The 20,963-nt window shown below is 55.6% G+C and carries 18 protein-coding genes; 7 read left to right on the forward strand and 11 right to left on the reverse strand.

Annotation, left to right across the window (positions count from 1 at the left end; genetic code table 11):
• Positions 1–29 precede the first annotated feature (29 nt).
• On the reverse strand, positions 30–2,327 hold the full coding sequence (locus AB8B75_RS14110) for a molybdopterin guanine dinucleotide-containing S/N-oxide reductase (protein ID WP_405363159.1): 2,298 nt from the start codon (positions 2,325–2,327) through the stop codon (positions 30–32).
• Between the two features lie 138 nt (positions 2,328–2,465).
• Between AB8B75_RS14110 and AB8B75_RS14115 the strand changes: the two genes are divergently transcribed.
• The gene (locus AB8B75_RS14115) at positions 2,466–4,577 is read left to right on the forward strand and encodes a N,N-dimethylformamidase beta subunit family domain-containing protein (protein ID WP_405363161.1); all 2,112 of its coding nucleotides are present in this window, start codon (positions 2,466–2,468) and stop codon (positions 4,575–4,577) included.
• A gap of 153 nt (positions 4,578–4,730) precedes the next feature.
• Here AB8B75_RS14115 and AB8B75_RS14120 read toward each other — a convergent pair whose 3' ends face one another.
• The 6 genes from AB8B75_RS14120 to AB8B75_RS14145 are packed head-to-tail and all read right to left on the reverse strand — an operon-like array spanning position 4,731 to position 10,880.
• Positions 4,731–5,495 carry an N-formylglutamate amidohydrolase gene (locus AB8B75_RS14120; RefSeq protein ID WP_405363163.1) on the reverse strand — a complete coding sequence of 255 codons (765 nt, stop codon included), beginning with the start codon at positions 5,493–5,495 and terminating at the stop codon, positions 4,731–4,733.
• A gap of 51 nt (positions 5,496–5,546) precedes the next feature.
• Positions 5,547–6,434, reverse strand: coding sequence for a branched-chain amino acid ABC transporter permease (locus AB8B75_RS14125; RefSeq protein ID WP_405363165.1), 888 nt, complete (start codon positions 6,432–6,434; stop codon positions 5,547–5,549).
• A 3-nt stretch (positions 6,435–6,437) separates the two neighbouring features.
• Entirely contained in the window at positions 6,438–7,151 is a 714-nt protein-coding gene (locus tag AB8B75_RS14130) for an ABC transporter ATP-binding protein (RefSeq protein ID WP_405363167.1), read from the reverse strand.
• A gap of 12 nt (positions 7,152–7,163) precedes the next feature.
• The gene (locus tag AB8B75_RS14135) at positions 7,164–8,315 is read right to left on the reverse strand and encodes an ABC transporter substrate-binding protein (protein ID WP_405363169.1); all 1,152 of its coding nucleotides are present in this window, start codon (positions 8,313–8,315) and stop codon (positions 7,164–7,166) included.
• 15 nt (positions 8,316–8,330) lie between these two features.
• Positions 8,331–10,190, reverse strand: coding sequence for an ATP-binding cassette domain-containing protein (locus tag AB8B75_RS14140; protein ID WP_405363171.1), 1,860 nt, complete (start codon positions 10,188–10,190; stop codon positions 8,331–8,333).
• A 27-nt stretch (positions 10,191–10,217) separates the two neighbouring features.
• Positions 10,218–10,880: an isochorismatase family cysteine hydrolase gene (locus AB8B75_RS14145; RefSeq protein WP_405363173.1), complete on the reverse strand. Its 663-nt coding sequence runs from the start codon at positions 10,878–10,880 to the stop codon at positions 10,218–10,220.
• Between the two features lie 191 nt (positions 10,881–11,071).
• Between AB8B75_RS14145 and AB8B75_RS14150 the strand changes: the two genes are divergently transcribed.
• Both AB8B75_RS14150 and AB8B75_RS14155 read left to right on the forward strand, forming a co-directional pair.
• Complete coding sequence (locus AB8B75_RS14150; protein ID WP_405363175.1) at positions 11,072–11,920, forward strand: MurR/RpiR family transcriptional regulator; 849 nt, start codon at positions 11,072–11,074, stop codon at positions 11,918–11,920.
• Complete coding sequence (locus AB8B75_RS14155; RefSeq protein WP_405363176.1) at positions 11,917–13,227, forward strand: glutamine synthetase family protein; 1,311 nt, start codon at positions 11,917–11,919, stop codon at positions 13,225–13,227. Before AB8B75_RS14150 ends, AB8B75_RS14155 begins: the two co-directional genes overlap by 4 nt.
• Before the next feature lie 90 nt (positions 13,228–13,317).
• On the opposite strand, the gene AB8B75_RS14160 is transcribed toward AB8B75_RS14155, so the two are convergent.
• Positions 13,318–14,001 carry an ArsR/SmtB family transcription factor gene (locus AB8B75_RS14160; protein WP_405363177.1) on the reverse strand — a complete coding sequence of 228 codons (684 nt, stop codon included), beginning with the start codon at positions 13,999–14,001 and terminating at the stop codon, positions 13,318–13,320.
• A gap of 73 nt (positions 14,002–14,074) precedes the next feature.
• On the opposite strand from AB8B75_RS14160, the gene AB8B75_RS14165 reads away from it, so the two are divergent.
• Both AB8B75_RS14165 and AB8B75_RS14170 read left to right on the forward strand, forming a co-directional pair.
• Entirely contained in the window at positions 14,075–14,398 is a 324-nt protein-coding gene (locus AB8B75_RS14165) for an NIPSNAP family protein (protein WP_405363179.1), read from the forward strand.
• Positions 14,395–14,748 carry an antibiotic biosynthesis monooxygenase family protein gene (locus AB8B75_RS14170; RefSeq protein ID WP_405363181.1) on the forward strand — a complete coding sequence of 118 codons (354 nt, stop codon included), beginning with the start codon at positions 14,395–14,397 and terminating at the stop codon, positions 14,746–14,748. The genes AB8B75_RS14165 and AB8B75_RS14170 overlap by 4 nt, the downstream gene beginning before the upstream one ends.
• Before the next feature lie 5 nt (positions 14,749–14,753).
• On the opposite strand, the gene AB8B75_RS14175 is transcribed toward AB8B75_RS14170, so the two are convergent.
• The 3 genes from AB8B75_RS14175 to dctP are packed head-to-tail and all read right to left on the reverse strand — an operon-like array spanning position 14,754 to position 17,858.
• Positions 14,754–16,154 carry a TRAP transporter large permease gene (locus AB8B75_RS14175; protein WP_405363182.1) on the reverse strand — a complete coding sequence of 467 codons (1,401 nt, stop codon included), beginning with the start codon at positions 16,152–16,154 and terminating at the stop codon, positions 14,754–14,756.
• On the reverse strand, positions 16,154–16,783 hold the full coding sequence (locus AB8B75_RS14180; RefSeq protein WP_405363184.1) for a TRAP transporter small permease subunit: 630 nt from the start codon (positions 16,781–16,783) through the stop codon (positions 16,154–16,156). The genes AB8B75_RS14175 and AB8B75_RS14180 overlap by 1 nt, the downstream gene beginning before the upstream one ends.
• 58 nt (positions 16,784–16,841) lie before the next feature.
• Complete coding sequence (dctP, locus tag AB8B75_RS14185; protein ID WP_405363186.1) at positions 16,842–17,858, reverse strand: TRAP transporter substrate-binding protein DctP; 1,017 nt, start codon at positions 17,856–17,858, stop codon at positions 16,842–16,844.
• Positions 17,859–18,283: 425 nt separating this feature from the next.
• Between dctP and acs the strand changes: the two genes are divergently transcribed.
• Positions 18,284–20,248 carry an acetate--CoA ligase gene (acs, locus tag AB8B75_RS14190; protein WP_405363188.1) on the forward strand — a complete coding sequence of 655 codons (1,965 nt, stop codon included), beginning with the start codon at positions 18,284–18,286 and terminating at the stop codon, positions 20,246–20,248.
• Between the two features lie 195 nt (positions 20,249–20,443).
• The gene (locus AB8B75_RS14195) at positions 20,444–20,959 is read left to right on the forward strand and encodes a flavin reductase family protein (RefSeq protein ID WP_405363190.1); all 516 of its coding nucleotides are present in this window, start codon (positions 20,444–20,446) and stop codon (positions 20,957–20,959) included.
• Positions 20,960–20,963: the final 4 nt, after the last annotated feature.

The following is a 20,963-nucleotide window of genomic DNA, read 5'->3' on the forward strand; positions in this document are numbered from 1 at the left end:
CTCACTGGACACTCCTGACAGTAAGTCACCTACAGTTTCACAATCTCAGGTGCGGTGTATATCTGGGTTGGTGAAGTGTCGGCAGGCGCAGCTTCGACCTCCACAAGACACGAATGCGCAATCGGTCCTTGAGCTAGCCGCGAGGTGCCTTTGTCCGGGGTGAGCACATTGGGGTTGCCGTTGCGACATGCCGTGCCTTCGGGATCGTACCATGCACCGGTCGAAATCTGAATTACACCCGGCATGATATCATCCGAGATTTGAAGTCCCGCAATGCAGGATCCGCGGGCATTAAACAGCCTTATGGTCTGCCCCGGATGTAACCCGCGAGCCGACGCATCAGACGGATTCATCAAACACGGCTCGCGGCTTTCAATCCGATCTGATTGGCTCACCGACCCATGATCCAGTTGCGAATGCAGCTTGTTGCGGGGCTGGTTTGAAATCATGTGGAGGGGGTAAACCCGCGCATTGCCCGCCCATTCCAGCGGCGCAATCCAAACCGGATGACCGGGGCAGTCATCGTAACCAAATCCGGCGATTTTTTCGGAGAATACCTCGATCTTACCGCTCGGCGTTTGCAATCGATGTGCCACGGGGTCCTTTCTGAACGCCTCTAACATGACCGTATCATGCTCCGGTGGCAGTACGCGATGTACTCCATCACGTTGAAAACTATCCCAATCCGGTAGTGTTACGCCTTCACGGGCAGCAGATTGACGCGAGATATCGTAAAGCCAGCGTTGCCATTCGACAGGACTACGCCCTTCGGTGAATTCCGCTTCGATCCCCAAATTGGATGCGATCCCTCGAAAGATATCATGATCACTTCTTGCCTGCCCAACTGGTTCTATGATCTGGTCCATAACAACCTGAAACGGGTCTTTTGGGGTCAAGGCGATATCACTGCGCTCCAGCGAAGTGGAACAGGGCAAAACGATGTCAGAATGGCGCGCCAGACTATTCCAGCACCATTCGTTCGCGATCACAGTTTCAGGTCGCACCCAAGCTCGGCGCATGCGGTTGAGGTCCTGATGATGGTGAAACGGGTTGCCACCAGCCCACCACACCAGCCGGACGTCCGGATAGGTCAGGCGCTGGCCGTTATAGTCAAAAGCGCCACCGGGGTTTTCCAGCATGTCAGTCACGCGCGCCACCGGAATGAATTCCGTCACCGGATTGCGCCCTTGCGGCAAGGAGGCATAGTCAATCTCGCGGCGTTGCGCCCCGACATTGTTTACGGCGGAATAGCCAAAGCCAATTCCCGTCCCTGGCAATCCGATCTGCCCCAACATTGCGGATAGGGTGATGGCGGCCCAATAGGGTTGTTCACCATGATCCTGACGAGTTAAGGACCAGCTCACCGAAATCATCGTACGGTTTTGCGCCATGCGACGGGCAAGCGTGCGAATGGTATCAGCAGACAGGGCACAGATTTCGCCCGCCCAATCTGCGCTTTTGGGAATACCGTCCGTATCGCCCCGAAGGTATGCAGCAAAAACATCGAAGCCGACCGTATACTTTTTCAAAAATGCCTTATCGTACAAGTCTTCGGTCAAAAGGACATGCGCCAAGCCCAACATCAGCGCTGCATCTGTAGACGGACGCGGTGCGATCCAATCAGACTGGGCAAATGGCGGCAAATCATTTTTGAGCGGAGAGATGTTCACGAATTTCACTCCGGCGTCGAAAGCCGCAGCCACACCCGCTTTTTGCACATGTTCGCCAAGCCCCCCTTGGGAGATCTGCCCGTTTTTAAGAGGCACGCCCCCAAAAGCAACAAAGAGTTCGCAGTGCTTGGCAATCGACTGCCAACTGGTCGTCTGATCCAGAGGCCCGCGAAAATCGCCCAACACATGGGGCACGACGACTTCCGCTGCAGCAAAACTGTAAGTGTTTTTGGAACGTGTAAAACCGCCGATACAATTGAGGAACCGTTTGAGTTGACCCTGAGCATGATGGAACCTGCCAGCACTCGCCCAACCATAGGAACCGGCATAAATGGCGCTGTTGCCATGGGCGTCGATCACGCGTTTCAGCTCATCCGCAACCAACCTGTTCGCCTCGGACCAACTAACTTCCACGAAGCCTTCATCGCCACGCAAATGCCCCGCCGTACCAGGACCGCCTTCCAGCCAGCTTTTGCGTATCATCGGCGCAGTAATCCGGGTGGGACCATCCAGCACATCGGAAATCCCATGGCCAATTGGCGATGGATCGCTGTCTTGGTCAAAGGTCCGCAGCCCTGTGACGCGGCCTTCTTTCACATCCACATGATAGGTGCCCCAATGGGCACTGGTCAGCCGGTCGCGCTGCGTTTGGTCCACGATACATACTCCCGTTCGCCGCATTGATCGTCAACGTGTGCGCACAGTCAAGACAATGGTCCCACTTCGGGTTCAATGCATTGCAATTTCGATAGAACTCGGCAAGTCTTCGAGCAAGAATTGATCAGAGCGGGCACGATGGCGAAACAAGAAAACGACTTGCCATTGCTGGGTTATGTGGACCCGCTGTCGGCCCGGCCCGGCGATACTCTGGAATTCAAGGTGTCGAGTTGCTGCACGGACCCTTTTGAGGCCCGTCTGATGCGCTCCATCAGCGCAGATCCAAATCCTGAAGGCCCTGGTATTGTTGAAGAAGACGCCTCGCAGTATTTCGCGACAGCGCATTTTCCATCGGTGCATCGACCTTTTCAGGCCGGCTCTTATGGGATGGGTCGAAAAGATGTGAAAGCGACACCTACTTCAGAAGTCACATTGTCCGCCGTCATCAATCCCATGTTTAGGAGCGATCAAACACAAACGATCCTGGCAATCGGCGACGATGAACTGAGACTTGACGCATCCGGCGTAGCTACGGCGGTCTTGAATGGGCACAGGGTCTCCACGGAACATCCCCTGCCCTTGCGGCGTTGGACACGGATTGAAGCCCGCTTCGCGGCGGATGAAATCTCAATCTCTCGTCAGCCTGTGCGTCAAAGCAGCGAGGTGTCGCACTCAACGAAAACAACCGCAGCATTGGACCTTACCATCTCCGGGGTGCCGACTGTCGCGGCCCGGCTGTTCAAAGGACAGCCTGCGCAGTTTTTCAACGGCAAGATCGAGGCGCCTTCTGTTACGGTGGATGGCAGGCCCCTGTGCCAATGGGACTTTTCGCGGGACATCTCGAGCGCGTGCGTGCCTGCGTGTCACGGGCCGGATTTGCAGCTGATCAACGCCCCAGCGTGCGCTATGACCGGTTCGGCCTGGGACGGCAGCGAAATGAACTGGACGCACAAACCGTCTCACTATGGTGCGATCCACTTCCACCAGGACGACATCTATGATTTCGAATGGGAAACGGATTTTTCCTTTACTTTGCCCGATGACATGCCCTCGGGCGTCTACGTTATGCGGATAAGCTGCGAAAAACATGAAGACGCGATACCGTTCTTTGTTTGCCCGCCTTTGGGTCAAAGACGCGCAAAACTCTGTGTCTTGTTCTCTACTTTTACCTACGCCATCTACGGCAACCATGCACGGCCAGATTTCAAACCGTCATGGCAGGACCAAATTCACGAATGGGGTTCTTATCCCTACAACCCAGCCTCACATCCGCAATATGGCTTGTCGACTTACAACTACCATGCTGATGGCTCCGGAATTTGCCACGCCTCGCACAAACGCCCATTGTTCAACCTCAAACCGGGCTACTTTACTTTTGGCCAGACGAGTTGCTCGGGCCTACGCCATTTTCCAGCTGATATGCATCTGATTTCGTGGCTCCATGCAAAGGGAATCGACTACGACATCATCACCGATCGGGAATTGCACAACGAAGGTGTAAGAGCGCTTGATGGCTATAGTGCCGTCACAACCGGCACGCATCCAGAATACCACACCAGCGAAAGCCTCGACGCGCTGCGCGACTATCGCGACGATGGTGGCAACCTGCTCTATCTGGGTGGCAATGGATTTTACTGGCGGATTGCCTTGCATCCAGAGCGCGAAGACTTGCTTGAAATTCGCAGAGCAGAAGATGGAATTCGCGCTTGGGCCGCCGAACCTGGCGAATACTACAACGCTTTTGATGGCACCTACGGAGGCTTGTGGCGTCGCAACGGTCGTCCACCCCAAGCGCTTGTAGGGGTCGGGTTCGCGGCCCAGGGCGAATTCTACGGCGACCCGTACCGGCGTGTCTGCATGGACCCTGCCTACGATTGGGTTTTTGATGGCGTCAAATCGGAGCTCATTGGCAACTACGGGTTTTCTGGGAACGGCGCCGCAGGGTTCGAACTGGACCACATGGATTTCCGCCTTGGAACCTTGTCAAACGCGGTCTTACTTGCGCAATCGGTCACACGGGAAAATGGCTTCATGCTGGTCCCTGAAGAGCAATTAACCCATTTGACGAACCTGACAGGCGGCAGCGCAAAAGACGCAATGCATGCCGATATGGTTCTAACCGAATACGAGGGCGGAGGATCTGTATTCACAACCGGGTCCATTACTTTTTGCGGCTGTCTGCCCTGGCAGAATTTTGACAATGACGTTTCGCAGTTGCTGCAAAACGTGGTGACACGTTTCCTGAAGTGATAGCGTCGCGTCAACGGTGAGGTTCCGCCTCAAAAACTTGGCTACCCGTGATCTTAAACCGAAACAGCATCAACTTGTACACAAGCCCTCTGTTAGTGGGGTTTACTTGGATGTTGGCTCGCGACCTTTGGCCCTTGCGTAAAAAAGCCAACTCTAAGGCGTTTTGGCCAGTACCGCTTTGATGGAGATTGCCAACAGATCCGCCCATAGCGAGATTTGCGCGTCACTGCGCAGTTGATCATTGCACACCTCGATCAGCGTATGGCGCAACTTGTTTGGCTCAGCGTGATGCGGAATGAACCAATCTCCCTGATCATCGATCTGGTAAGGTTCGTTGATCGCCAGCATCAGACCAGATGCGCGCTTTTTTATGGTATCGACGAATGTCTCTGCGGCAGCCACGTCCCGCCTGCATAAGAACCCCGCATCCCATTTTCGCCGAGGGCCTAGTTGCATCTGACGTGTAAAGGAGTGTACCGAAAAAGTAGCCTTGCGAGGATATAGTTCAAGTCCTTTTGCCATTGCAACGTCAAGCGGATCAAAGATCAACCGCCTGCGTGTCTTGCACGCGGTTGGATGCAGGTTTTGATTGCCGGGGATGACTAGCTGATCGCTGGTTTCAGGAATTGAATCAGGCACGCCCGGTGGTCGATTGCAATCAATCACCAATCGGCTGTAGCGTTGTAACACCAGCGGCGCATCCAGCTTCTCAGATAGCAACCGGGCCAATCGTGCCGCACCAATGTCCCACCCGATGTGGAGATCTATGGCGCCGACTGGCAACCCCAAACCCTTTAGATCAGTAGGGATCGCCTGACCGGCATGCTCGCAGACCAACAACACGGGGCTCTGGCTTTCCGGACGGACCCACTCAACGGGTTCTGGATCATGTGGACCAAAGTGCGCGTTTTCGATCAAGGCGGCATCTCCCGGGCAACGAAGCTCATTGGCGGCCAGCGGTCTTCGTTTTCAAGACCGGTTTGCATTGGTTGCCGGGATCAAGCCATCCGGACGCCACAGCAATGCTGCGATCACAAGGGCCAGAACAATGGCGTCGCGGTAGGGTGACAATCCGTCGGGCAAAAACGCTTGCGTCAGAACTTCGAGAATGCCAATGACGAATCCACCCAGCACAGCACCGCCCAAGCTTCCCAATCCGCCCAGAACCGTTGCGATAAAGGCCTTCAGCACCGGGAAGAACCCCATCATGGGATCGACAGAACCTCGTTGCGCCGTCCATATCACTGCCGCAATTCCTGCCAGAAGGCCTGAGAGCGCAAAGGCAAAAGCGACCACCCGGTTGGCCCGCACGCCCAGCAACTTGAGCATCTCGAGATCTTCGGCTGCAGCTCGCATCGCCATCCCCGTGGGTGTGCGACGCAAAAAAAGCGTCAACCCGGCCAGCGCAGCAAAGGCCACGATGATTGAAACCGTAGGCACGACGCCGATTGTTGCGCCGCCCATCTGGTATGTGCCCGACCATGCGGCCGGCAATGAAATGGGTACCGGACGCGCGGAAATGCCATTTTGGAAGAGCACTTTAAGGATTTCAGATACCGCAAAGCTCGTGATCAGCAAGGTTACAACATCCGCCCCTCTCATGGCCCGAAATGCCGTACGCTCCAGTGTCAATGCCATGACCACAGCAGCCCCGATGCCCACGGCCAGTGCAGATACAGGTGACATGCCAAAGGCAAGCGACAAGAATATGCCATAACCGCCAAAAGTCATGATATCACCATGGGCGAAATTGATCAGCCCAACGATGGAAAACACGATAGCCAATCCAAGTGCCAGCATCGCATAAACGCCGCCAAGGCTGATGGCATTGATGGATTGTTGTAAAATCAGGTCCATATGTCAGGCCGCCAGATAAGCTGCTTGTAGCAATTTGTCGTTTTTGAGATCCGCTGGTTTGCCGGCCGCTGCAACCGCTCCATTGGCCAGCAAGACCGCATGGTCGGCGACATCGAGCGCCAGTGTGGCATTCTGTTCGACCAGGAGGATGGAGATACCCTCGCCGCGAAGCTCTTCGACAAGGCCAAATATGGTATCCACCATCTGAGGTGCCAGCCCCAACGAGGGCTCATCCATCAACAGCAACCGAGGGCCGCTCATCAAAGCGCGCGCCACGGCCAACATTTGCTGTTCGCCGCCTGACAATAGTCCTGCCAATTGCTTTCGCCGTTCTCCGAGAATGGGAAACCGTTCCATCATCGCGCGTTTGCGTTCTGCCGCTACTGCCGCATCCGTGACCACCGAACCCGCAAGGATCAGGTTTTCCTCGACCGAAAGAGCAGCAAAAACACGTCGACCTTCGGGTGAAATGGCCACGCCCGCGCGCACGATGGCGTCGGGCGTGGCCCCCGTCATGTCTTCATCAAAGATGGAAACTGACCCGCCAGAAATCCGACGAGCCCCTGCGATGGCCATCACGGTAGAGGTTTTCCCAGCACCATTCGCGCCCAGCAAGGCGGTCACACCGCCCTTCACGGCGGTCAGATCCACGCCGAGTATGGCGCGGACCGGACCGTAACGAACATCAAGTCCTGTGATCTTCAGTGCAGTTTCCATCGCCACGGGATATTATGGCTGCGGCAGGGTTTCAGGATCGGCCTTGGTGCGGAGAACAAACTCCTTTTCACCACTGCCTGTAATCCGCGCCACTACGACTTCGCGGAGCGGCATCCGATCGGTGTCCTTGAAGGTGAAGTTCGACATGATCCCCGAGCCGTCTTCGATCTCTGCCATGGCCGCGGCCACGGCGGCAGGATCGGTCGATCCGGCGGCTGCAATGGCCTGTTCGATCATATTGGCAATATCACAACCGTTGACGTAGTAATTATTGTCCGGCGTAGTGCCCGTTGCAGCCTTGAAATCGTCGATAAACTGGGCATAGGCAGAACCTTCATCCGGAAAACCGCCCGAAGTATGGATCACACCATCCACCACTTCACCCAGACCACGTACCGTCGGCGTGTCCAACACATCACCGCCCATCACCGGCGTCTCTACGCCTGCGCCGCGCAGCGCTTTGATGAATGCTGGGAAATCTGGCTCCCAGGCCCAGGTCACGATAACATCCGGTGCAGGTTCCGTTGCTTTGATTGTGGTCACAATCGCTGAAAAGTCGGGCTGGTTGAGCGAATAGTTGGACTGTCCCGCGATACTGCCGCCAAGAGCCTCAAACGCTTCACCAAAATACTCTGGTCCGCCAAGCGTATAGGCACTGTCTGGTGACTTCACCAAGTAGACATTGTCCATACCCTGATCGCGCGCATAGGCCGCTAACACGGCCCCTTGCTGATTGTCCGCAGGATAGCTGCCGAAAACATGCGGTCCCACTTGCGTCAGAACCGGCGCTGTGCCTGCGAAAGTCATGGTCGGGATACCATCCGCCATGGTAATTTGCGCGGCAGCAATGGTCGGGTCGGCATCGGCAGACGAGACGATAAATTGTGCACCGTCATCCAGCATTTCCTGAACCACTTTGACACCTTCGGCAATGTCAGATCGGGTATCCTTTACGATGGTCTTCACCATATGCGTGCCATTTAGACCGCCGTTGGCATTTTTCTGGTCAATACAATATTGAAAGCCCGCATAAGCCGGGCCATCGTAAGGGGCGAGATAGCCTGATTGCGCGGACATCACGCCGATGATGTACTCTTCCGCGCTGGCCACGCCAACAACACCAAGCATACTGGTGGTTGTCAAAAGCAGATTTCTGAAAGTCATGGTTTTACTCCTTGTTTAGGGGGCAGTTTCTTTTTGATTGTGTGCAACAGCAGCCGCGGTGCGTCCACGACCGATATAAGCCTCGATGACGCCGGGGTCTTCGCGTACGTCTTCCGGGGTGCCTTCGGCGATCAATGTGCCCCTGTTCATGACTACCGTCCAACTGGAAAGGCGATTGACGAAACGCAGATCATGATCGATCAGCAAAATGCCAATACCGCGCGTATCACGCACTTTGATCAACCTATCCGCAAGATCTTCGGTTTCAGACGGGTTCATTCCAGCGGCAGGCTCATCCAGCATCAATATGACGGGGTCCTGTGCCAGCGAACGCGCGACTTCCAAGCGTTTCCGTGCGCCATAGGGCAGTTGATCCGCCCGGGTCGCTGCCAGCGCGCCCAAATCAAAGGCCTGCAGCTCACGCAATGCAATGGCTGCGGCGTCCGACCGCGCATGACCGGCGGCTAAAGCTGAGACCAATACGTTTTCGTAGACCGTCAAACCCTGAAACAGGCGCAGGTTCTGAAAGCTACGCGACACTCCGGCCCGCGCAATGCCTTCACGGGAAACGGCACTCAGATCAATGTCAGACAGCATCGTACTGCCAGCATCGGCATGGTATTGGCGCGTCATCAGATTGACGAGCGTTGATTTGCCCGCACCATTCGGACCAATCAAGCCGGTAACCTGTCCCGTCGGGGCGGTAAAACTCATGTTGGTGACGGCTTTTACGCCGGCGAAACTCTTTGACAGACCTTGCGCCGCAAGTGTCGTTTGCCGGACGCGCCCAGGCGGTGGCGCTGGATCTGTCCGTCGCGTCATCCGGTTAAACAGGCGCGCATCCGCACCCGGACCCAACTCGAACCCACCGACAATTCCAGTAGGACGCAGCCAGATCACCAACAGGATCGCCAGTCCCAACACCACCGTTGTCAATCCGAAAACCTCGGGCAATGCGAAACCAAAGAGATCCACGCCCCCTTCAAACTGGCGCACACCGTCCTGCAGCAGTGTTACGCCGATCACGCCAGTCACGGCGCCACCAACGGACGCCATGCCTCCCACGATCATCATAGCAACATGGGCAAAAACCAGCGACAGATAGAAGGACGCGGGCGAGAAAGCCCCCAGCATGTGCCCATACAGCGCGCCAGCGAGAGCGCACATCGTACCGGAAAGGCACCAGCTGACGTACCGAGTGCGCTGTGGATTAATCCCTAGGGCAGCGGCGGCATCTGCATCATCACGGGCTGCGCGCGCAAAAAGGCCCCGAGGACTCTCGCGATACAGGCGCGCGACCACGATAAAGACAAATGCTGCGCCAAAAGCCAGTGGTAGATCAACAATGCGCGGCACTCCGAAAAAGGTCTGGCTACCGCGCGTGATTTCGCGGGCGCCAACCGCGACACCATGCGTGATGATCAGCAGTCCCAGCGATGCGATCGCCGCCGAAGCCCCCGCCAACCGGGCAATTGCGCTTCCACTCAGAGCGGCAAAGCCCAGTCCTGCAAGCGCAACACAAGGCAACGCTATCCAGAATGAGAGTTCATGACCTGCCAGAAATACTGGGAGTTCGGGTAGAGCTGTGCGCTGAATGCCCGCTGGCATTGTCAGGATCCCCGACAGATATGCACCTATCGCCATAAATGCACAGTGGCCAAAGGACACGATACCAGTGTTGCCGCAAAACACCCCGAGCGCCACCACGGCGGCCACGTTCACGCACATCTGCACCGCGATACGTTCACCGGCACGTCCGAAAAACACCGTCAGAACAGCAACCGCAACGGCTAACAAGATCACACAGACCATCGTGCGGCTGACATTTGCCGCCCGCAAGCGCACGGGATGGGTCAGCAGCCCGGCATCACTCATGCAGACACCCTTTGTGTCCGGTCCATTTTACCCATGTTCGGCAAGCTCATCCAAAATCTGTTGAGTGGTAACCTGGCGGCAATAGCCCTTGATGGTGCTTAGCGAATTTTCGTGGCGTTCCATGGAGTACGTCAGACAGGCATCCGTGACTTGGGTTACCAAATATCCCAGATCGCAGGCGTCGCGGATGGCGCTTTCTACGCATTGGTCCGTAATTAAACCACTCAACACCAGTTGTTTGACGCCCAAATTGCGCAGGATGTAATCGATATGGGTGGATACAAAAACAGAAGAGGATGATTTGGGCAGCACGATCTCATCGTCACCCGGTGCGAGCTCTTCAATTACCTTGCCGTCCCAGGATCCTCTGGGCACGTTGAAGCCGGTGATTTTGTAATCCAGACTCCGATCCCTGCCGTCTTTGGTCAGGCTTTCGATGGTGGTATAGAGGACTTCGACCCCGGCCGTGCGGCATCCTGACTGAAGCGCTTGCATTTTGGGCACAACACGGCTTTCCAGCTGATCAAAAAACCATCCATAAGTTTCGTTAAACTCGGCATCCGAGAGGTCCTTGAATTCCGCCCCTTCGCGTTTTGCACTGAAGTTCTGAACATCAATTAACAAGAGCGCTGCGTGGTCAGGGTTCAACGAAACCTCACGCGTCAGTGCAAGATCAGGGTCTTCGACCATATCAAAATTCTCTCTCAAAACCACTACGCGCAGACCAAGAGCCGATGATTTTCGACCTCAACGGACCGTCACGCAAAAGTGTCTTGCTGCGCGTAAGGAAACGAAACTGCTGTTTCATTGTCAATAAAAATTGTTGACGTGAAAAAATTATTCGAACAACTTTGCCCAAAAGAAAAGCACGCATATTACCTATGATTGTTCGTGAACGCATCGAGAAGGCTGCTGAAAGCCTGACCATCGGAGAGCGCAAGCTTGCCGCAGCCATTTTGTCGGACTACCCTTTTTCGGGGCTGTCACCGATACATGAACTGGCCAGACATTCGGAAGTATCCGCACCATCTATTTCCCGTTTCGTGACCAAAATTGGCTTGGAAGGGTACCAGGAGTTTCAACGTGAACTCATATCTGAATTGAAGCAGGGCCTGCGATCGCCTATCGAGTTACACGCGCCGGGTCGCGAGGTAAAGGGCGGTTATCTTGGCGATTTCATTGCGAAATCCACCACGCAGATGGCCATTGCTGCAGACGCGATCACCGAAGAGCAGTTCAATCAAATCTGCGGTTTGTTGACTGATCCGAAACGCCGCATTTACGTGCTGGGCGGACGCATCAGCGATACCATCGCCAAACATCTGACCTTTCATTTGCAGTTCATCCGCAAGGATGTCTATCACCTTCCCGGCAACACCGAGTCCTGGCCAGACTACCTCTTACGCATGCGTCAGGGTGACATCCTCTATCTGGTAGACTTTCGACGCTATGAACCCATGCTGGAACAACTGGCGCGAAGGGCGGCGCAACAACGTCACGCCCGTGTGGTGCTGATGACCGACAAGTGGATTTCCCCGATTGCAAAACATGCACGCGAAGTCATGCCGGTGCCCATCGACAGCGGCACGCTTTGGGATACGTATTCCGCAGCACTGGCTGTGACCGAAGCAATCGTCACACACATTGCCGAACACCACTGGGACCAGACACGCAGTCGAATTGAAGCGTGGGAAGCCCTGAGATTAACACCAATGGATGACCCCAGATGACCCAGATGCCTCTTATTTTCGCAGCCATTTCCGACATCGCCGGCAAGGTGCGTGGTAAGGCTTTTCCTGCGGACCATTTGGAAAAACGCCTAATTCGCGGTGTCGGATGGACACCGACCAACGTACAAATCACCTGTTTTGATAGCATTGCCGACAGCCCGTTTGGTGCGCTGGGTGATCTGTTGTTGATTCCCGACCCAGAGGCTGCTGCAGATGTGGGTTTTAGCCAGGACTGCAACGAACATTTTATGCTGGGCGACATCACGACACTGGATGGTGACCCATGGGATCTGTGCACCCGATCCATGCTCAAAGCAGCTCTTAAAAGGCTTCACGATACAGCAGGCGTGCATTTGGTCAGTGCTTTCGAACATGAATTCCAATTATTGGCACCGCCAGCACGTGACCACCAAGCCTATGGCCGCGAAGGTTTTGAGCTGCAACGTGTTCTGTGTGAAACCCTGATGGCAGGTCTGAAGACAGCCGGGCTTGATCCAGACAGCATCATGAAAGAATACGGGCCCAACCAATATGAAGTTGTGGTCGGCCCAGTCCAAGGTGTCCGGTCCGCTGATCAGGCCGTGATCCTGCGTGAGCTCACCCGATCTGCAGCGCGATCATTGGGTGAGACCGCCACCTTCAGCCCAATCCGGGATCCCGCGAGCGTCGGCAATGGAGTGCACATCCATATGAGTTTTGTGGACGAAGCAGGCATGCCGGTAACCCATGACACAGCAGGTCCTTGCGGCATGTCACAAATCACCGATGCTTTTTCGGCAGGGGTTCTGCGGTATCTGCCTCACATCATTGCGCTGACCGCGCCTTCGGTAATTTCATACGTGCGTTTGACACCGCACCGGTGGTCGGCGGCCTACAACAACCTCGGGTTTCGCGACCGAGAAGCCGCTTTGCGTGTCTGTCCGGTGACGGCAAAAGACCCTGCCTCGATTGCACGCCAGTTCAATATCGAATACCGCGCTGCAGATGCCGCGGCCTCGCCCTACCTCGCCCTTGCCGCCATCGTCCACGCGGGCGCGCAGGGCATTGAAGACGGATTAAAGGCCCCTGCCCCGACAGAGGAAGATTTGTCGCTTTTGGACACTGAGACCCTTCAATCGCGGGGCATTGTGCGCCTGCCCGAAACACTGGAAGCCGCTCTTGACGCCTTTGAAGCCAGCGCGACCGTAACAGGTTGGTTTCCCAAAGACTTTGCTACGGTTTACCGTGCACACAAAGACGCCGAAATTGCGCATTTGGCCGACATGGACATCGCGGCATGCTGCGCCGCTTATGAGGCGACATATTAGTACGATCTGCGCCACTTGGATCGGTTCGGCGCGTGCAACTCGACAGGGACGCATAAGATAAGCAGAAACATTAGTTGCCTAGCGGCTGTTTTAGATTCCGACTATTTCGGCCTCAAAACCCTGCAATCCCTGAGGCGAGAAAACCACCGCCCGGCTCTCTGGCACGCGTTTTGCCCATTGCTTTTTTTCAAATTGCGACAGCATCGCGCGCCCCAAACTTCCCGCCAGATGCGAGCGCCGTGCGCTCCAATCAAGACATTCCTTGCACAATGGTGCCTTCCGCGCCCGCAGTTCGGCCAAACACACGCCAAAACCTTCGACAAATTCGCTCCCACCGTCCGTCAACGACAAGGCATTGTCTTCTATCCGGAGAAAGCCGCGCGCCACAAAACGATCAAACATCTGGATGCCCATATCGCCAGCCAGATGATTGTAACAAACGCGCGCTCTGCGGAGCATGGCGTCTTTCGGTCCGGTGCGTGTGCGCAAATGACCCGTTTTTGCCGCCAACCCCATGAGCCCTTCGAGAACGTCTGCCACGTCGTCGTTGGCCAATGAGAAATACTTGTGACGACCCTGTTTCAAAGGCCTTAACAACCCGCCAGCGTCCAGCTTTGCAAGGTGCGAACTCGCGGTCTGGCTAGTGATCCCGGCTTCGACCGCCAACTCACTGGCCGTCAATGCTTTACCAGTCATCAACGCGGTAAGCATGTTGGCTCGGGCCGGGTCACCAATCAAGGCCGCTATGCGCGCAATGTCAGGTCCTTCTTTCATAGTTCGATCGTAGTCGAAGCATTCACGACAATCAATCCACTATGATCAATGAGAACACAAAAGGACCAACGCCATGCTGACATGCATTATCCGCTACCAGATCGATCCAACAAAGACGACGCATTTCATACAGTACGCCCGAAATTGGGGTCAGGCCATACCGCGATGTGGCGCGGATTTGATTGGCTATTTCGCGCCGCATGAGGGATCATCCACTTTGGCATATGGGATCTACAACATCTCCAGCCTTGCCGAATACGAAGCCTATCGCGCACGTTTAGCCAATGACCCGCTCGGGCGCGAAAATTATGAGTTTGCGCAGAAGGAAAAGTTCCTTCTGCGGGAAGATCGGACCTTTTTGAAACTGGCCTCAGTGCCACATGGAGAACCCGGGTGATTGCCGTAATTTTCGAAGTTGAACCTGCTAAGGGTCGCAAGGAAGACTATCTTGAGATCGCAGCACGTATGCGCCCGATGCTGGAAGAAGTCGAAGGTTTCATCTCTGTCGAACGCTTTCAGAGCCTGACAGATCCTGCCAAGTTGCTGTCACTCTCCTTCTTCGAGGATGAGGCGGCCGTGAAACGGTGGCGCATGCTGGCTGCTCATCGCGGCGCACAGTCTGATGGGCGGTCCGGTGTCTTTGCTGGCTATCGTCTGCGTGTGGCCGGTGTGATCCGCGATTATGGCATGCACGACCGAGATCAGGCTCCGGATGACAGCAGAGCGGCTCACGATGGCCGTGATTAGAGCCGCTACCCCGCCAAAGATGGCAGGAACAAAACGATGCCCGGAAAGGCGACCAGAAGCGCAATCGTCACGCCATCTGCAACAAAGAAGGGGGTGACGCCTTTAAAAACGTCCTGAACAGTCAGGTCATCTCGCACACCGGCCACCACAAAGCAGTTGAGACCAATGGGCGGGGTGATTAGACAGAACTCCGCCATCTTGACCACCAGAATGCCGAACCAGATTGCACACATCGGGCCGGACATGCCAAAGGCGCTGTCTGCAGCACTCACCATTTCGCCGCCGTTCAACGCCATCACAGCCGGGTAAACGACCGGAAGGGTCAGCAGCAGCATACCGATTGCATCCATGAACATGCCCAACACAGCATAGGCGAGCAGAATGCAAATCAGGATCAGCATGGGCGACATTTCAAGTGAGGTGATCCAGTTGGCAAAAGCCTCCGGCAATTCGGCAAACCCGAGGAACCGCACGTAAATGAGTACACCCCAGATGATGGAGAAGATCATGACAGTCAGCTTTGCTGTATCCAAAAGGGCGTTTTTAAGCTGCGGCCAGCGCATGCCGCGAAAGAGCGCCATCAGGAAAATAATGAAGGCACCAATGGCGCCACCCTCTGTCGGGGTACCCCAGGCATCACCAAAAGGGTTGTAGACAAAAAAGATTATGATCACCACCACGGCCAGAATGGGCAAGGCAGGCGGGAGCGATTCAAAACGTTCGCGCCACGTGAACCCGCCAACTGGCGGGCCGACGTTTTTGAAAATCATCGCAATGCCAATAATGAGCGCGGCATAAACCACAGCTGAAAACATGCCCGGCAAAAACCCCGCAAGCAGTAGTTTGCCCACATCCTGCTCCACGATGATGGCATAGATCACCAGAATGGCCGAGGGCGGGATCAGCGAGGCAAGCGTACCGCCAGCTGCGACGACACCCGCAGCGAATTGTTTGTTGTAGCCAATCTTCAGCATTTCGGGGATCGCAATGCGCGCGAAAACCGCCGCCGTTGCAACCGAGGCGCCCGAGACAGCCGCAAACCCGGCTGTTGCAAATACGGTCGAGACCGCTAGCCCACCAGGCACCCAGGCAATCCACCTCTTGGCAGCGGTGAAAAGCGCCGTGGTCAGTTTGGCATAATACGCCAGATAACCGATCAGTATGAACACCGGGATCAGGCTGAGCACCTGAGCAGAAACTTTCGAATGCGGGGTCAGACCCGCAATTTTCACGCTGATTTCAAAGGCTTTCCAAAACCGTTCGGGATCATAGTCAAATCCGTTCCAGCGGAGCCAAACCAGCCCGACAAATCCCGCAAGAGCCGCAGCAAAAGCGACGCGCATGCCCAACACGACAAAAGTCAGCAGGCCGGCGCTGACCCATAATCCGATTTCAATGGGTTCCATCAGTCGGCCCCGTCCAATGCTTCGGCCTCAAGACGGGCCTGCTCTGCTACGCTGAGGTTTAGTGGCACTGCAACCGGGTTTTCCAGGCCCAAGATCAAAGCGCGCCCATACCCCCAGGCCTGCAAGATCAATCGCAGACACAAGACGGCAAAGGCGATTGGCACCACCAGTTTCGAGGGCCAGATCGGCAGGCCGATGTCAATCGAACTGTCGCGGCTGCACAGCGGTCTGGCGCAGTCAAAAGAGCGGCCAAAATGGTCCCAGGCACCCCAGGTCAGCGCGACAATCAAAAAAAGAATGAGGAGCACCGAGACCAATTCGAAGAACCACAACATGCGCCCCTTAAGCGCACTCACCAACATGTCCATGCGCACATGGGTGCCGTCGCGCTGGACATAGGACACGCCCATAATGGCGATGATCGGCATCGCTGCTTCAATGTAGTCGACGTATCCCGCAAGGGGTGAAGCAAAGAATTTGCGTCCCGTGACAGAATAAGCCGCCAGAAACATCAGCGAGAAAATCGCAATGCCGCTGAGCAAGGCACAAAACTTTTCGATTGGTAACAATGCACGATCCAGCCGGCTGAGCAGACTGGAATCTTCGAGCACGGCTGCGGAACCCGCCATCGCTCTGCCCCCTGATTATTATTTTGTGGACCGCCCCATATCGGGACGACCCATTTCTTTAGCTGCCACTTTTGGCGTCGGCAAGCGTTTTGACCACAAGATCATAGAGTTCCTGACCCGGCAGGCCTTGCGCCTCCATATTCGCGATCCATGCGTCTTTGGCAGGATCAGCCGCCTTCGCCCGGAATTCGCTGATCACGGCCGGGTCGATCTCGACCTTTTGCACACCCTTTTCTTCCAGCACCGCGTCCCATTTTTCCAGGAGCAAGCCGTAGTTGGTCAGATAGTGATCGATGGCTTCAGGAACTGAACTGTCCAGCGCCTCGCGCTCGGCATCGCTCAGCGCCTCATACGCGTCGATGTTCACCACAACCGGGCAATTCACCGTGCCGGGGTTGAGGTTCGCCGTCCACCAATCGGCCTGATTGATCGTGCCGAAACTCAGATGCGCGTGCTGTGCAAAGGCAACCGTATCGACCACGCCGCCTTCCATTGCCTGATAGGCTTCAGTAGCGGTTACCGACGTCGGCACACCACCCACGGCCTTAAAGGCCTCACCCAGGCCGCCAGTGGCCCGCACCCGCATGCCTTCGAAGTCTGCCAGTTCATCGCGAGGCTCGCCGGTACCTACGAGATTGTATTGCGGCATCGGCGAGGTCATCAGCAGTTTGGCATTCCACTGCGCCATTTCTTCGGTCGCCGCCGGGTGGGCGTATACGGCAGTTGAGACCGCAACCTCCTGTTCGAGATTTTCGACACCCAGGAAGGGCAGTTCCAGAACGGTGATCACCCGGTTCTTATCTGCGTGGTATCCCGCGCAGAACTGCGCCATTTCAAACGCACCAATAGAAATGCCGTCAAGGTTTTCGCGGTTCTTGGACAAACCGCCGTAGCTGACGTTCATCGTGAACTCGCCGTTGGTCTTTTCCGAGACCAGTTCTGCCAGCTTTTCGACGTGCTCGGTAAAGGCGCGGCGCTTGCCCCAAACGGAAACATTCCATTCAGTTGCAGCAGCTTCCGAGACGAAGGCAAAGCTGAGTGCTGCAACAGCAGCACCCGAAAGATATTTGTTCATTTGATTTCTCCCTTTTGACGTACCTTACGAAGGGCACGCTTGGCGCAAAGCTACCGAAGCCCGCGCGCAGTGCCAAGTCCAGAATGCGTCGACTGTGCAGCGACGACGGCTTATTTGATTCTCAAAGACGATAACGTTTTGTTGCTGCCGTCATGTCCATCGACCTATTGCTCGGTGCGCATCGGTCAGTGGCCAAGTGAAACGTCCAAAGAATTTCGCTCATTTTGGGGCCAAAAGCGCCGTTATTGGTATCGCAACCAAATGATTTTCAAACGGACAGGATAAAAATCAACAATGAAACCTTTTAATATCTGTGTCTTATTCCCTTCTTTCCCATTCACGTTATGATCCCGCCAAAAGGAGGAGCACGCCAAAGGCGATCTTGTTGCTCGTCCGTCACTTTGCGACCCTAGGGAGGAGCCTTCATGTCCGACACATCCACTTCCGCCAAAACCTATCCGCCCTCACCCGAAATGGCCGCCAAATCACATGTGGATGCGGCAAAATATGAGGAGATGTACGCGGCTTCTCTCGCGGACCCGGAAGCGTTCTGGCGAAAAGAGGCAGAACGCATCGATTGGATGACACCTTTCACCCAGGTCAGCGACGTCAATTTCGATCTGGGAGCGGTTTCGATCAACTGGTTCGCCGATGGCACTCTGAATGTGTCAGCCAATTGCATTGACCGCCACCTGGCAACACGCGGCGATCAAACGGCCATCATCTGGGAGCCGGACAGCCCGGACGAGGGCGCGTTGCACATAAGCTACAAGGAATTGCACACCTCGGTTTGCAAGATGGCCAATGTGCTCAAGAGTTTGGGCGTCGGAAAAGGCGATCGGGCCATCATATATATGCCGATGATCCCCGAAGCGGCCTATGCCATGCTTGCCTGCGCGCGCATCGGCGCTATTCATTCCATCGTATTCGCCGGTTTTTCGCCAGATGCCCTGGCCGCACGGGTCAACGGGTGCGAAGCAAAGGTTGTTATCACGGCGGATCACGCGCCTCGCGGCGGGCGCGCCACTCCCTTGAAATCCAACGCAGATCAGGCCCTGCTGCATTGCTCGGACAAGGTCAAATGTCTGGTTGTCAAACGTACAGGTGATCAGACCACGTGGATTGACGGACGTGACTATGACTACAATGCGCTGGCCGCTGAAGCCTCCCCCGATTGCGCACCTGAAGAGATGGCTGCCGAAGACCCGCTCTTCATTCTCTATACATCGGGTTCCACCGGACAGCCAAAAGGGGTCGTGCACACGACCGGCGGTTACATCGTATATGCCGCCATGACCCATGAAATCACGTTCGATTATCATGATGGCGACATATTCTGGTGCACAGCAGACGTAGGTTGGGTCACAGGCCACAGCTACATCGTCTATGGCCCGCTGGCGAATGGCGCCACAACGCTGATGTTTGAAGGCGTGCCAACCTACCCCGATGCCAGCCGGTTCTGGGAGGTTTGTGACAAGCATCAGGTCAACCAGTTCTACACTGCGCCCACAGCCATTCGCGCCCTGATGGGTCAGGGTACCCAATTTGTGGAGAAGTGCGACCTCTCTAGTCTGCGCCTGTTGGGGACCGTTGGTGAGCCGATTAACCCTGAGGCGTGGAATTGGTACAATGACGTCGTGGGTAAAGGTAAATGCCCGATTGTAGACACCTGGTGGCAGACCGAAACCGGAGGTCACTTGATGACGCCCCTGCCCGGTGCGCACGCGATGAAGCCCGGCTCGGCGATGAAACCCTTCTTTGGCATCAAACCGGTCGTGCTCGAACCCACAACCGGCGAGGAGATAAGCGGCAATGATGTAGAAGGCGTCTTGTGTATTGCGAGCAGTTGGCCCGGACAAATGCGGTCGGTTTGGGGTGATCATGAGCGTTTCGAGAAAACCTATTTCGCGGACTACGCCGGATATTACTTCACTGGAGACGGCTGCAAACGGGACGCAGATGGCGATTATTGGATCACCGGTCGCGTGGACGATGTGATCAATGTTTCCGGTCACCGCATGGGTACGGCCGAAGTCGAAAGCGCTCTGGTCGCCCATGCCAAGGTGGCTGAAGCTGCCGTCGTTGGATACCCGCACGACATCAAAGGTCAGGGCATATACTGCTACGTGACCCTGATGGGCGGGGAAGAACCAACCGAAGAATTGCGCAAAGAATTGCGAACATGGGTGCGCACGGAGATCGGGCCAATCGCCAGTCCCGATATGATCCAATGGGCGCCTGGCCTGCCAAAAACCCGTTCCGGAAAGATCATGCGCCGCATTCTGCGTAAAATCGCCGAGGATGATTTCGGGGCTTTGGGGGATACTTCGACTCTCGCGGATCCATCCGTCGTCGAAGATCTTATCGAAAACCGCATGAACAAGGGCTGAGGCAAAGCAGTCACCGTTATCATACAAGGCCGACCCGTACCGGGTCGACCCGTTTTATCAATTGCCAATCAAGATCGTCAGATACGATAATTGTCTTGCCACGCAGCCTTTACGTAATACCTAGCAGACAACCGAAGAACAGGACATCGCACATCATGAAAGCACGCCACGCCCAATTGCACAAAGTGCCTAACGATGTCCGGTAATGCTGCGCTTTTCGAGCCCACACCTGACCGTCAACGCGAATTACGGCACGCATTTGCCTGCTTCGGTACTGGCGTTACGGTTGTAACGACCCAAACAGATGCAGGGCCCCTTGGCATCACGGCGAACTCCTTTTCATCCGTGTCGCTAGATCCACCTCTGGTCCTTTGGTCGCCAGCAGTGGCCTCGGGCCGCCATGATGCATTTGCAGAGGCTCAGACATTCTGCATCCATGTTCTCAGCGCCAGCCAATTGGATCTGGCACAGCATTTCGCGCGCAATGGCGACGGTTTTGAAAACTTTGACTGGTCTGTTGGACCCGTCGGCGTCCCTCGGTTTTCCGGGTGTTTGGCAGAGTTCCATTGTATCAGGTACGCGGTACACCCAGCGGGCGACCACACGGTTGTACTAGGCGAAGTTACCCAAGTGCTGCACGCAACAGACAATTCGCCAGGGCTTCTGTTCAAGCATGGTCAGTTTGGTCAGTTTTCCGCCAACACCGAGTGATACC

It is taken from the genome of Roseobacter sp., assembly GCF_045106495.1.
Taxonomy (GTDB): Bacteria; Pseudomonadota; Alphaproteobacteria; order Rhodobacterales; family Rhodobacteraceae; genus Roseobacter.

Excerpts from the sequence above, each read along its gene's own strand:
- AB8B75_RS14115 (WP_405363161.1), top strand. The coding sequence starts at position 2,466 with ATGGCGAAACAAGAAAACGACTTGCCATTGCTGGGTTATGTGGACCCG.
- AB8B75_RS14125 (WP_405363165.1), bottom strand. The coding sequence starts at position 6,434 with ATGGACCTGATTTTACAACAATCCATCAATGCCATCAGCCTTGGCGGC.
- AB8B75_RS14130 (WP_405363167.1), bottom strand. The coding sequence starts at position 7,151 with ATGGAAACTGCACTGAAGATCACAGGACTTGATGTTCGTTACGGTCCG.
- AB8B75_RS14135 (WP_405363169.1), bottom strand. The coding sequence starts at position 8,315 with ATGACTTTCAGAAATCTGCTTTTGACAACCACCAGTATGCTTGGTGTT.
- AB8B75_RS14140 (WP_405363171.1), bottom strand. The coding sequence starts at position 10,190 with ATGAGTGATGCCGGGCTGCTGACCCATCCCGTGCGCTTGCGGGCGGCA.
- AB8B75_RS14145 (WP_405363173.1), bottom strand. The coding sequence starts at position 10,880 with ATGGTCGAAGACCCTGATCTTGCACTGACGCGTGAGGTTTCGTTGAAC.
- AB8B75_RS14150 (WP_405363175.1), top strand. The coding sequence starts at position 11,072 with ATGATTGTTCGTGAACGCATCGAGAAGGCTGCTGAAAGCCTGACCATC.
- AB8B75_RS14155 (WP_405363176.1), top strand. The coding sequence starts at position 11,917 with ATGACCCAGATGCCTCTTATTTTCGCAGCCATTTCCGACATCGCCGGC.
- AB8B75_RS14160 (WP_405363177.1), bottom strand. The coding sequence starts at position 14,001 with ATGAAAGAAGGACCTGACATTGCGCGCATAGCGGCCTTGATTGGTGAC.
- AB8B75_RS14165 (WP_405363179.1), top strand. The coding sequence starts at position 14,075 with ATGCTGACATGCATTATCCGCTACCAGATCGATCCAACAAAGACGACG.
- AB8B75_RS14175 (WP_405363182.1), bottom strand. The coding sequence starts at position 16,154 with ATGGAACCCATTGAAATCGGATTATGGGTCAGCGCCGGCCTGCTGACT.
- AB8B75_RS14180 (WP_405363184.1), bottom strand. The coding sequence starts at position 16,783 with ATGGCGGGTTCCGCAGCCGTGCTCGAAGATTCCAGTCTGCTCAGCCGG.
- dctP (WP_405363186.1), bottom strand. The coding sequence starts at position 17,858 with ATGAACAAATATCTTTCGGGTGCTGCTGTTGCAGCACTCAGCTTTGCC.
- acs (WP_405363188.1), top strand. The coding sequence starts at position 18,284 with ATGTCCGACACATCCACTTCCGCCAAAACCTATCCGCCCTCACCCGAA.
- AB8B75_RS14195 (WP_405363190.1), top strand. The coding sequence starts at position 20,444 with ATGTCCGGTAATGCTGCGCTTTTCGAGCCCACACCTGACCGTCAACGC.